Annotated in this window: 10 protein-coding genes; 3 read left to right on the forward strand and 7 right to left on the reverse strand. The window is 63.8% G+C overall.

Annotation, left to right across the window (positions count from 1 at the left end; all coding sequences use genetic code 11):
* Positions 1–6: 6 nt before the first annotated feature.
* The 5 genes from betB to betI form a co-directional block, all read right to left on the reverse strand.
* The gene (gene betB / locus ACVWWD_RS16535) at positions 7–1,470 is read right to left on the reverse strand and encodes a betaine-aldehyde dehydrogenase (protein ID WP_457103201.1); all 1,464 of its coding nucleotides are present in this window, start codon (positions 1,468–1,470) and stop codon (positions 7–9) included.
* Positions 1,471–1,555: 85 nt separating this feature from the next.
* Complete coding sequence (betA, locus tag ACVWWD_RS16540; protein WP_352548096.1) at positions 1,556–3,208, reverse strand: choline dehydrogenase; 1,653 nt, start codon at positions 3,206–3,208, stop codon at positions 1,556–1,558.
* Positions 3,201–4,205, reverse strand: coding sequence for a threonine/serine dehydratase (locus tag ACVWWD_RS16545; RefSeq protein WP_352548098.1), 1,005 nt, complete (start codon positions 4,203–4,205; stop codon positions 3,201–3,203). Before ACVWWD_RS16545 ends, betA begins: the two co-directional genes overlap by 8 nt.
* Complete coding sequence (betC, locus tag ACVWWD_RS16550; protein ID WP_352548100.1) at positions 4,202–5,731, reverse strand: choline-sulfatase; 1,530 nt, start codon at positions 5,729–5,731, stop codon at positions 4,202–4,204. The genes ACVWWD_RS16545 and betC overlap by 4 nt, the downstream gene beginning before the upstream one ends.
* On the reverse strand, positions 5,728–6,318 hold the full coding sequence (gene betI, locus ACVWWD_RS16555; RefSeq protein WP_352548101.1) for a choline-binding transcriptional repressor BetI: 591 nt from the start codon (positions 6,316–6,318) through the stop codon (positions 5,728–5,730). Before betI ends, betC begins: the two co-directional genes overlap by 4 nt.
* A 193-nt stretch (positions 6,319–6,511) precedes the next feature.
* Here betI and ACVWWD_RS16560 point away from each other — a divergent pair, with 193 nt between their 5' ends.
* Positions 6,512–7,678 (forward strand): acetyl-CoA acetyltransferase, encoded by a 1,167-nt coding sequence (locus ACVWWD_RS16560; protein ID WP_023771539.1) that lies wholly within the window; start codon positions 6,512–6,514, stop codon positions 7,676–7,678.
* 27 nt (positions 7,679–7,705) lie between these two features.
* A complete protein-coding gene (locus ACVWWD_RS16565; RefSeq protein ID WP_352548104.1) occupies positions 7,706–8,710 on the forward strand; it encodes an asparaginase in 1,005 nt (334 codons plus the stop codon).
* Between the two features lie 9 nt (positions 8,711–8,719).
* Here ACVWWD_RS16565 and ACVWWD_RS16570 read toward each other — a convergent pair whose 3' ends face one another.
* A complete protein-coding gene (locus ACVWWD_RS16570) occupies positions 8,720–10,096 on the reverse strand; it encodes a TIGR03808 family TAT-translocated repetitive protein (protein WP_352548106.1) in 1,377 nt (458 codons plus the stop codon).
* A gap of 117 nt (positions 10,097–10,213) precedes the next feature.
* On the opposite strand from ACVWWD_RS16570, the gene greA reads away from it, so the two are divergent.
* Positions 10,214–10,687 carry a transcription elongation factor GreA gene (greA, locus tag ACVWWD_RS16575; RefSeq protein ID WP_352548108.1) on the forward strand — a complete coding sequence of 158 codons (474 nt, stop codon included), beginning with the start codon at positions 10,214–10,216 and terminating at the stop codon, positions 10,685–10,687.
* Here the strand turns inward: greA and ACVWWD_RS16580 are convergent.
* The gene (locus ACVWWD_RS16580; RefSeq protein ID WP_352548110.1) at positions 10,668–11,072 is read right to left on the reverse strand and encodes a type II toxin-antitoxin system death-on-curing family toxin; all 405 of its coding nucleotides are present in this window, start codon (positions 11,070–11,072) and stop codon (positions 10,668–10,670) included. The two genes, greA and ACVWWD_RS16580, sit on opposite strands and share 20 nt — an antisense overlap.
* Positions 11,073–11,153: the final 81 nt, after the last annotated feature.

Genomic DNA, 11,153 nt, shown 5'->3' on the forward strand with positions numbered 1-11,153 from the left:
GCGGGATCAGTACGGACTGGCGACGTCCCCGGTTTCCACATAGATCGACTTCAGCTGCGAATAGAGCGCCAGCGCCGCCAGCGAATTCTCGCGCCCGATGCCGGATTGCTTGACGCCGCCGAAGGGGATTTCCACCGGCGTCAGATTGTAGGCGTTGATCCAGCAGGTTCCGGCCTGCAACTCGGCGATGACGCGATGGGCGCGCGGCAGGTCGCGTGTGAAAACGCCGGCGGCTAGACCGAACTCGGTGTCGTTGGCGCGGTCGATCACCTCATCCTCGCTGTCGAATTTCAGCACGCTCATGAGCGGGCCGAAAATCTCCTCGCGGGCGATCCGCATCGCGTCGGTGACGCCGGTGAACACAGTCGGCTCGACGAAGAAGCCGCCCTGGAAGCCCTGCAGCGACGGCACATTGCCGCCGCAGGCCAGCGTCCCCCCATCCAACTTGCCGGCCTCGATATAGCCGACGACCTTGTCTTGCTGTGCCTTGGAGACCAGCGGGCCCATCTGCGTTTCCGGGTCGAGCGGATCGCCGATGCGGATTTTCTTGGTCCGCTCGACCAGCCGCTCGACAAAGCGGTCGTGAATACCGCTCTGGACGAAGACGCGCGTGCCGTTGGAACAGATCTGGCCGGTCGAATAGAAGTTGCCGAGCATGGCGCCGCCAATGGCATTTTCTAGATCGGCATCGTCGAAGACGATCAACGGCGACTTGCCGCCGAGTTCCATCGTCGCGTGCTTCATCCTGGAGCCCGCCAGCGACAGCACCTTGCGCCCGGTCGGCACCGAGCCGGTCACCGAGACCTTGGCGACGACATCATGGCCAACAAGGCCGGCGCCGACGTCGCCATAGCCTTGCACGACGTTGAACAGCCCGTCGGGCAGGCCGGCTTCCGAGTAGATCTCGGCCAGCGCCAGCGCCGAAAGCGGCGTGTTTTCCGATGGCTTGAACACCATGGCGTTGCCCATGGCGAGTGCGGGTGCGGATTTCCAGCCGGCGATCTGGATCGGATAATTCCAGGCGCCGATGCCGACGCAGACGCCGAGCGCCTCGCGGCGCGTATAGGCGAATGGCCCGCCGAGGTCGACCGCTTCGCCGTTGAAGACAGCGACCGCGCCGGCGAAATATTCAAGGCAGTCCGCGGCGGAAGGTGCATCCGCCACCAGCGTCTCCTGGATCGCCTTCCCGGTGTCGAGCGTCTCGATGCGGGCAAGATCGGCGTTGCGGGCGCGCAAAATGTCGGCGGCGCGGCGCAGGATGCGGCCGCGCTCGACCGGCTTGAGGCGCGCCCAGGCCGGCTGTGCGGCGCGGGCGGCCTCGACCGCCAGTTCCAGCACGTTCGGCGTCGCCGAACGCAGCATGGCGATGGTCTCACCCGTAGCCGGATAGATCACCGGCAGCGGCGCGCCGCCTTCGTCCTCGATATAGCGTCCGTTGACATAGTGCGAAGCCGTGGGCTGGGCGCGCATGGGAAGTCTCCAAATCGTTTTGGCCCAAGCGACGGCTATTGGGCGGGCGCCTGTCGGGCGGCTCACTCTATCGGCGGATCATGGCCTATCTGTCGGACGCCTGCCAGCGCGGATTGATCCATGGTTCCTGGTTGGACGGCGCGAGCGGTGTGCGGCCAAGGATGTGATCGGACGCTTTTTCGCCGGTCATGATCGATGGCGCGTTGAGGTTGCCGTTAGTGACCCGCGGGAAGATCGAGGAGTCGGCGACCCGCAATCCGTCGACGCCGATAACCCGGCATTCCGGATCGACCACGCTCGATTTATCATCGACGTGGCCCATTCGGCAGGTGCCGCAGGGGTGGTAGGCGCTTTCGGCATGATCGCGAATGAACACGTCGAGATCGTCGTCCGACTGGACATGGCTGCCCGGAGAGAGTTCCTGTCCGCGATAGGCATCGAAGGCCGACTGGCCGAAGATTTCGCGGGTCAGGCGGATGCAGTGGCGGAACTCCGCCCAGTCGTCTGGATGCGACATGTAGTTGAAGCGGATGACCGGCTTCGCTTTCGGATCCGGCGAGCGTAGCGTCACCGAGCCGCGCGACTTCGAGCGCATCGGTCCGACATGCGCCTGGAAGCCGTGCGACTTCGCCGCCGCCTTGCCGTCATAACGCACCGCCGCCGGGATAAAGTGGTACTGGATGTCGGGATAGTCGACGCCTGCCTGCGAGCGCACGAAGGCGGCCGCCTCGAAATGATTGGTGGCGCCAAGGCCCGATTTGAAGAACAGCCACCGCGCCCCGATCATCGCCTTGGAGAACGGGTTCAGCACTGAATTCAGCGTGATCGGTTTGGTCGATTCCTGCTGGATGTAGAGCTCCAGATGGTCCTGCAGGTTGCCGCCGACGCCAGGCCGGTCGGCCACGACGGCAATGCCGTTTTCGCGCAAATGCCCGGCCGGGCCGATACCGGACAGCATCAGGATTTTTGGCGAGTTGATCGAGGACGCCGCGACGATCACTTCACGTCGCGCCTTAACGACTTGAATCTGCTTGTGAGCTTCGATCTCGACGCCGATGGCGCGTTGATTCTCGATGATCACTCGGCGCGCGAAGCCTTTGACCAGTCTGACGTTTTTGCGCCGGAGCGCCGGCTTCATATAGGCTGATGCCGCCGACCAGCGGCGGCCGCCCAGAATGGTCTGCTCCATCGGGCCGAAGCCTTCCTGCTTGGCGCCATTGTAGTCGTCGGTCAGTTCAAACCCTGCCTGACGGCCCGCTTCGACGAAGGCGCCATAGAGCGGATTGCGCCGCGAGCCGCGCTGCACATGCAGCGGGCCGCCGTGCCCGCGCCAGCCGTCCTCGCCGCCGTCTGAATCCTCCATGCGCTTGAAGTAGGGCAGCACGTCGGCGAAGCCCCAGCCGGTCGCGCCCTGTTCGGCCCAATGGTCGAAGTCGCGGGCGTGGCCGCGCACATAGACCATGCCGTTGATCGAGGACGAGCCGCCGATCACCTTGCCGCGCGGTGTCGCCAGCACGCGGCCACCCAGATGCGGTTCCGGTTCACTGGCGAAGCCCCAGTCGTAGAGGCTCATGTTGAGCGGTATCGACAGCGCCGAAGGCATCTGGATCAACGGCCCGATATCGGTGCCGCCGAATTCGATGACGATGACCGAATGCTTGCCGTCTTCCGACAGGCGGTAGGCCATGGCCGAACCGGCGGACCCGGAGCCGATGATGACGAAATCCGCTTCAAGCATGGTTCATATGCGCCATAAAATCGGCGAGCGAAACGTTGCCGCCGGTAGCCACCACCAGGACGGTCTTTTCCGCCACATCCACCTTGCCACCGAGCAATGCCGCCAGCGACGCCGCACCTGACGGTTCGAGCACCAGCTTCATACGCTCGAAAGCGATCCGCATCGCGCGCCGCACCGACTGATCGTCGACCGTGATGCCGCGCACGCCAGCGGTCTTGACCGCGGCGAACGGCGCGTCGCCGGGCCGGCGCGACATCAGTCCGTCGCAGATCGATTTAGGACCGATCGGCATGGTCTCGATGCTGCCACGGGCCAGCGACGAGCCCATGCCGTCGAACCCTTCGGGCTCGACGCCGACGATCTCGGTCGCCGGCGACAGATAGTGGAAGGCGAGCGAAACGCCGCCGATCAGCCCACCGCCACCGACCGAGCAGAACAGGAGATCGGCACTGGCATCCCTAGCCGACAGCTGGTCGAGCGCCTCGAGGCCGGCACCTGCCTGACCCGCGACGATCTCGGGATCGTCGAATGGATGCAGGAGCGCTAGCCCTTCTGTTTCAGCGATTTCGCGCGCCTTGGCCGCCGCGACCTCTTCACGCGCGCGATCGCCATGGTCGGTCAGCACAACGCGCGCGCCGTAGCCTGCGGTAGCATCGCGCTTGGCGGCCGGCGCGTCGATCGGCATGACGATGGTCACCGGAATGCCAAGCGCCTGGCCGGCCGCAGCCAGCCCTTGCGCGAAATTGCCGGAGGAATAGGCGACGACGCCCTTCTTCGCCTCGTCGGGCGAAAGCCGCTTCAGCCGCCAATAAGCGCCGCGGACCTTGAAGGATCCGGCCCATTGCAGCGATTCCGGCTTGATGAAAACGCGAGACGCGCCGGTCTCCCTGGCGAGCGCCGCCGATTCCAGCAGCGGCGTGACCTGTGTCGCCCGTGACGTTACCGCATAGGCCTGCCTGAGATGGTCGAGAGTGGGAACGAGAAGGTCTGCCATCATTCGCCTCGCGGATACCTTTTGCTCTCTTCGAGATTGTCCAGGTTCATGTGATTGCGCATGTACCGCTCTGACGCCTTCTGCAAGGGCTGGAAATCCCAGGGGTAGTAGGCGCCGTTGCGCAGCGCCGGATAGACGACCCAGCGGCGTGCCTGGTTTTCGCGCACGGCGGCATCGAAGCCGGCCATGTCCCAACGCGCCCGGACCTTTTCCAGGAATGCCGCCACAAGACCCGCATTGGCGGGGTCGTCGGCCAGGTTGTCCCGCTCGAGCGGATCGGCTTCGAGATCGAACAATTGCGGCGGATCGAGTTCGCAATGGACGAATTTGTATCTGCCTTCGCGGATTGCCACCAAGGGCGCATAGGACCCCTCCGCCGCGTACTCGATCAGCACCGGTGCCGTGCGCTGCCCGTCCTTGGTGAGCGGCAGCAGCGACTGGCCGTCGGTCCACGGCGCGATCGCCCCGATGTCGATGCCGGCAAGGTCGCAAAGTGTTGGTGCCACGTCGAGATTGGAGACCGGCGCCTCGATCACCCCGGCACGAATGCCCTTGCCGGCGATCATCAACGGCACCCGCGCCGAGCCTTCGAAGAAGCTCATTTTGAACCACAGGCCTCGCTCGCCGAGCATGTCGCCGTGATCCGAACAGAACAGGATGATCGTGTCGTCGGACATACGCGTCCGCGTGAGAACGTCGAGGAGCTCGCCGACCTTGTCGTCGACATAGGAGATGTTGGCGAAATAGCCGCGCCGCGAACGACGCACCTCTTCGGGCGTGATCTCGAAAGAGGGATAGTCGCTGGCATGGTACAGTCGCCGAGAATGCGGATCCTGCTCGTCTTCAGCGATGTACCCGGTTTCCGGATCCAGCACCTGGCAATGCTCATAGAGATCCCAGTACTGCTTGCGCGCGACATAGGGATCGTGTGGGTGCGAGAGCGAGACGGTCAGGCACCAGGGCCGATGGCTCGCATCGTCCTGTTCGCGCGAAAGCTGATAGAGCTTCTGAGACGCGAGGAACACGACCTCGTCGTCATACTCCATCTGGTTGGTTGTTTCCGCAACGCCGGCGCCGGTCACCGAACCCAGATTATGATACCACCACTCAATGCGCTCGCCGGGTTTGCGGTAGTCCGGCGTCCAGCCGAAATCCGCCGGATAGATGTCGGTGGTCAGCCGTTCCTCGAAGCCGTGCAGCTGATCCGGTCCGACGAAATGCATCTTGCCCGACAGGCAGGTGTAGTAGCCGGCCGCACGCAAATGATGGGCAAAGGTCGGGATCGACGAGGCGAACTCGGCGGCATTGTCATAGACACCGGTGCGCGACGGCAACTGGCCGCTCATGAAGGAGGCGCGGCCCGGCGCGCAGAGTGGCGAGGCGGTGTAGTTGTTGGCAAAGCGCGCCGAACGCGCGGCCAGCCCCTTCAGATGCGGCGTGTGCAGAAATTCCGCCGGCCCATCCGGGAACAATGTGCCATTGAGCTGGTCGACCATGACGATCAGGAAATTGGGTCGCTTCGCTGTCACTGCTTGTGCCGTCCGCCAAGTTTGATTTCGAGATAATCCTCGACCAGCGCGATCGCGGTCGCGGCGTCAGGCACGCCATCCTTCAGCGCGCGCCTGATGTAGAGCCCGTCGATCATCGCCGCCGTCGCTTCAGCGGCGCGGTCGGCTTCTGTCCTCGGCAGGATACCGGTCAATCCACTCATCAGGTTGGAATGCAGCCGCCGGGCATAGATTCTGAGCAGCCGGCGCAGCGAAGACGATTGCTGCGCCTCGACATAAAAAGCGAGCCATGCGGCGATGGTTTCGGCCCGGAACTGGACATCGGAGAAGTTGACGGCGACCACGACCGAGACGCGCTCGCGCGCGGTGCCGGCGCACTGCAGGGCGCGGCGCATATCGATGGTCAGTTCGGCCAAGATGTGCCGCATCGTCGCGAACAGCAGCTCGTCCTTGGCGCCGAAATAGTGGTGGGCAAGCGCAGAAGACACACCGGCGCGTCCGGCGATCTCCGACATGGTCACGTCAAGCGAGCCACGCTCGCCGATCGCCGAGATCGTCGCGTCGATGAGCGCCCTGCGGCGCAATGGCTCCATTCCGACTTTTGGCATGCCGTTCCCGATTTTTGCGGGAGATTATTTTTTATTGACGCGTCAATCAATAAAAAATCGACCTCGACGCGACCTGTACCAAGCGATTGTCGCGTTGCGGCCCTTCACGGCTCCGGTGAGAATGTTTATATTTGAACAATAAAGGCGAAGTGCGTCACGAGCAATGGGCGGTGGCGCCAAGATGGAGACCGCCATGACCGCATGCATCGTTGGCTGGGCGCATTCGCGCTTTGGCAAGCTTGAGGGCGAGACGCTCGAAAACCTGATCGTCAAGGTCGCGACGGACGCGCTCGACCATGCCGGCATCGGCCCGGACGAGGTCGACGAGATCGTGCTTGGCCATTTCAATGCCGGCTTTTCGGCGCAGGATTTCACGGCAAGTCTGGTTCTCCAGGCGGACGACCGATTGCGCTTCAAGCCGGCGACACGCGTCGAGAATGCTTGCGCCACCGGTTCGGCCGCCGTCAGGCAAGGTGTCCGCGCCATTGATGCGAACGCCGCCCGAATCGTGCTGGTGGTTGGCGCCGAGCAGATGACGACGACGCCCGGGCCCGAAATCGGCAAGAATTTGCTTAAGGCTTCCTATCTGCCCGAGGACGGCGAGACGCCAGCCGGCTTCGCCGGCGTCTTCGGCAAGATCGCGCAGGCCTATTTCCAGCGCTATGGCGACCAGTCGGATGCGCTAGCCATGATCGCTGCCAAGAACCACAAGAATGGCGTCGACAATCCCTATGCGCAGATGCGCAAGGATTTCGGCTATGACTTCTGCCGGCAGGAAAGCGAGAAAAACCCGTTCGTCGCCGGTCCTCTCAAACGCACCGACTGCTCGCTAGTCTCCGACGGCGCCGCTGCCCTTGTCCTTGCCGACACGGCAACGGCGCTGAAGATGCGCCGCGCGGTCGCCTTCCGCGCTAACGAGCATGTGCAGGATTTCCTGCCGATGTCGAAGCGCGACATCCTGACGTTCGAGGGCTGCGAGCAGGCCTGGACCCGCGCTTTGAAGAATGCCGGCGTAACGCTCGACGATCTCTCCTTCGTCGAGACGCATGACTGCTTCACCATCGCCGAGTTGATCGAGTATGAAGCGATGGGACTGGCCAAGCCCGGTGAGGGCGCAAAACTGGCGCTGGATGGCACAACGGCAAAAAACGGCCGCCTGCCGGTCAATCCCTCCGGCGGGCTGAAGGCCAAGGGCCATCCAATCGGCGCCACCGGCGTCTCCATGCATGTTTTGACCGCCATGCAGCTTGTCGGCGAAGCCGGCGGCATCCAGGTGCCGGGCGCGAAACTCGGCGGCATCTTCAATATGGGCGGTGCGGCGGTCGCCAACTACGTTTCCATTCTCGACCGGATCAGGTAAACCGCCCCGGCATTCGTGGGAGGTAGCATGGCAAATCCGGTTCTGATCGAAGTTTTGCGCGGCGCCATTGTCGAGAGCGCCCATCGCGGCGCCGTTGCCGTCTTCGATGCCGACGGCAAGCCGGTGCTGGAGATCGGCGATACGTCCAAGCCGGTCTTTCCGCGTTCCGCCGTAAAGGCGATCCAGGCCCTGCCGCTTGTCGAAACGGGTGCCGCGGATGCCTATGACTTCGGCAATCGCGAACTGGCGCTGGCCTGCGCCTCCCACTCCGGCGAACCGGCGCATGCCGAACTGGCGCGGTCCATGCTGGCCAGGGCCGGGCTGAACGGGTCGGCGCTCGAATGCGGGGTCCACTGGCCCTCGAACCATGACGCCGAGATTGCGCTCGCGCGTGCCGGTGGTTTACCGAATGCGTTGCACAACAACTGTTCCGGCAAGCACTCCGGTTTCCTCTGTACCTGCGTCCATTCGGGCATCGCGCATCGCGGCTATGTCAGACCGGATCACGCCATGCAGGAAATGGTGCGCGACGCCATGGAGGCAGTCACCGGCGCTGTGCACGGCCCCGAGGAACGCGCGACCGACGGTTGCTCGATCCCGACCTATGCGGTGCCGCTCAGGAGTTTCGCGCTCGGCTTTGCCCGCATGGCCGCGGCCCACGGCTTTGGCCCGGAGCGGGCGAAGGCCGCGAAGCGGCTGCTTTCGGCCTGCATGGCGGAGCCGTTCTTCGTTGCCGGCACCGGCCGCGCCGATCTGTTGCTGATGCAAGCCGCTCCCGGACGAATTTTCGCCAAAGGCGGGGCCGAGGGCGTCCACTGTGCCGCAATTCCCGAACTCGGCCTCGGCATCGCCGTCAAATGCGATGACGGTGCCGGGCGCGCCGGCGATGCAATCGCCGCCGCCGTGCTTGCCAGGTTGTTGCATGCGGACGAGGGCCTGTCCGCGAGACTGCTCGAATTGGCGAATCCGCCCATCGAAAGCCGGATTGGCGCCAAGGTCGGGGCGCTGACGCCGACGCCGGCCTTGAACTGAAAGCAACAATCAGCTGACGCGGTTGCGCTCGACGATCAGGTGCGCATAGCCGCTGCTGCTGGTCTGGGTGAGGTCTGATGTCACCGGCTCGGCCCAGCGCTGGCCGACAACCGCTCCGTTCGACGCGCCGTCGATGACGTTGTCGGAGATGACGGCCGTGCCGGCACCTTCGACTACGCTGACGACGATGCCGGTGCCTGCCTTGCGAATGATGTTGCCGGTGGCCACGACGTTGCGCAGATACGGCCCCCAGCCGATCGACATGCCGTAGAGCGGCGCGTTCTCGATGACGTTGTTGGAAGCGACGGTGTCGGCCTCGACGGCGATCCCAACGCCGAAACCGGGTGGATCCGCGGTATAGGGGCCTGATATCGACAGATTGCGCACCATGTTGCTGGAGCAGACACCCATGCGGCCGCCTTCGTTGAAGTTGACGATCGAGATGCCGTTGGCAGCGCCGTCGACGATGTTGTTGGAGATGACGGCACCCTCGAACGAGAACTCGGAATAGACCGCGGTCTCGCCCGAGCGCGAGCAGGTATTGCCCGATATCTGCAAATTGCTGGAACTGTTGGCCCGGATCGCCGAGAAGGCACAGTCCGAAACCACATTGCCCGAGATGACGACATTGCCGGCGCGGAAGGCATTGATGCCGTTGCCGTTCTGGCCTGTACCGCCGCTGCGCGCGCCAATGCGTTCGACGCGGTTGCCGGTGACCATGGTGTCATCTTCCGCCGCTTGCCAACGGTGCACCAGAATGCCGCCATTGGCGCAATCGGAGACGGTATTGCCGGTGATTGCCAGCCCTGCGGCCTCCACCGAATAGATGCCGGCGTCCGCCGCCCCGGATATGTCCGAACGCTCGATCCGGCCCGCGGCATGTTCCAGCGCCAGCCCGTTCTTGCCGCTGCCTGTGATCTGGCAGTTGTCCACCACGAGATGCGCCACCCGGCGCAGATCGAGCAGCCCTTGCGCATAGTTGCCCATAGAGCGGTTCGCGCCGTCGAAAACCAGTCCGCTGAGTTCGATATGGTCGGCCTGTTCGGCCATAAACAAATGGCCGTCGCCACCATAGACGATCCGCGTCGCGCCCGGCACACCGGAAAGACGCACGCGCTCAGGCAGCGAGAGATTGGACACCACATAGGTGCCGGGCGGCAGGAAGACCGGCATGTCACGGCCATTCGCGTCGCGCAGCAGCTTGGCGAAAGCCTTGCTCTGGTCGTCAAACGTGCCGGGCTGGACTCCAAGTTCGGTGGCGTTGATCGAGCCGCGCATCGAGGCTTTCTCGATACCGGTCAGGCTGGCGGCCGCCGCCTTGCCGAGCGCGAGGCCCATGACCGCAAAGCCGGCGGTCTGCTTCAGCAGCGTTCGTCTGTTCAACATCGGCACAGAATCCCAGTGTTTAGCCCCGGCGCCGCAGGAATCATGCCAGACGTTCAACGCGCCTCTTCTCGGCGGCAATGACTTGTCGGGCAGCCACTCGGCGCCTAAGTTCAGGGGATGAGCCGAGCTTTCACCCGCGAAGAAGACAGCGAAAACGCCATCGCCGGTGTTGGCGAGCGGCCGATCAGCACGCACCGCAACCTAGTGACGGAGCGCGGCATGGCGCAGATCGAGGACAATCTGGCCGATCTGCGCGATATCATGGCGAAAGCGGAGCGGAAAGCCGACCGCGAGCGCATTGCGGTCGTATCGCGCGACCTGCGCTACTGGACCGCGCGGCGCGAGAGTGCCGAGCTTTCCGTGCCGGAGCCCGGCAGCGATGTCGTCCGCTTCGGCATGGGTGTCACGCTGCAAAGTGACGACGGCAAGAAGGTGCACTGGAAGATCGTCGGCGAGGACGAAGCCGACCCGGCCAAGGGCAGCATTTCGCATGTCTCGCCAATGGCGGTTGCGCTATTCGGCAAGAAGGTTGGCGACGTGGCCAATGTCAACGGCAAGGAGTGGGAGATCGTCAAGCTCTCGGAGAGCTAGTCTTCAAGCTGACGACATGGTCGCGGAAAAGCGCGGCCGCACCCGCTTCGTCGATCTCGCCGGCAGCGACGGCCATGACGAATTCGTAGAGCGTGCCGTTGTCGGCCACCAGGACATGGCCGTTCACGATCAAAAATGCGCCGGCGGCGACGATCGATGTCCGTTTGTTGCCGTCGACTAAGGCATGGTTCCTGGCAATGCCGAAGACATAGGCGGCTGCAAGGTCCTCGACCGAAGGCTCCCCGTAGTTTGCCTTGTTTTCGGCGCGGGGAAGCGCCGGTTCAAGAGCATTTTCATCTCTCAGACCTTGTGCTCCGCCGTGCCTGCGCAATTGCTCTGCATGCATCGCTTCGACTGTGCGCCGGGTCAGGAACTCCCAACTCATTCGGCGAGCTTCCGAAGCGCGACCTTGTACTTGTCCACGACCTTGCGAGCAGCTTCCATCTGCCGTTCGACACTGTCATCC

The organism is Mesorhizobium sp. URHB0026, from assembly GCF_054059755.1.

Coding starts and splice junctions, on each gene's coding strand:
- betB (WP_457103201.1), bottom strand. CDS start 1,470: ATGCGCGCCCAGCCCACGGCTTCGCACTATGTCAACGGACGCTATATC.
- betA (WP_352548096.1), bottom strand. CDS start 3,208: ATGCTTGAAGCGGATTTCGTCATCATCGGCTCCGGGTCCGCCGGTTCG.
- ACVWWD_RS16545 (WP_352548098.1), bottom strand. CDS start 4,205: ATGATGGCAGACCTTCTCGTTCCCACTCTCGACCATCTCAGGCAGGCC.
- betI (WP_352548101.1), bottom strand. CDS start 6,318: ATGCCAAAAGTCGGAATGGAGCCATTGCGCCGCAGGGCGCTCATCGAC.
- ACVWWD_RS16560 (WP_023771539.1), top strand. CDS start 6,512: ATGACCGCATGCATCGTTGGCTGGGCGCATTCGCGCTTTGGCAAGCTT.
- ACVWWD_RS16565 (WP_352548104.1), top strand. CDS start 7,706: ATGGCAAATCCGGTTCTGATCGAAGTTTTGCGCGGCGCCATTGTCGAG.
- ACVWWD_RS16570 (WP_352548106.1), bottom strand. CDS start 10,096: ATGTTGAACAGACGAACGCTGCTGAAGCAGACCGCCGGCTTTGCGGTC.
- greA (WP_352548108.1), top strand. CDS start 10,214: ATGAGCCGAGCTTTCACCCGCGAAGAAGACAGCGAAAACGCCATCGCC.
- ACVWWD_RS16580 (WP_352548110.1), bottom strand. CDS start 11,072: ATGAGTTGGGAGTTCCTGACCCGGCGCACAGTCGAAGCGATGCATGCA.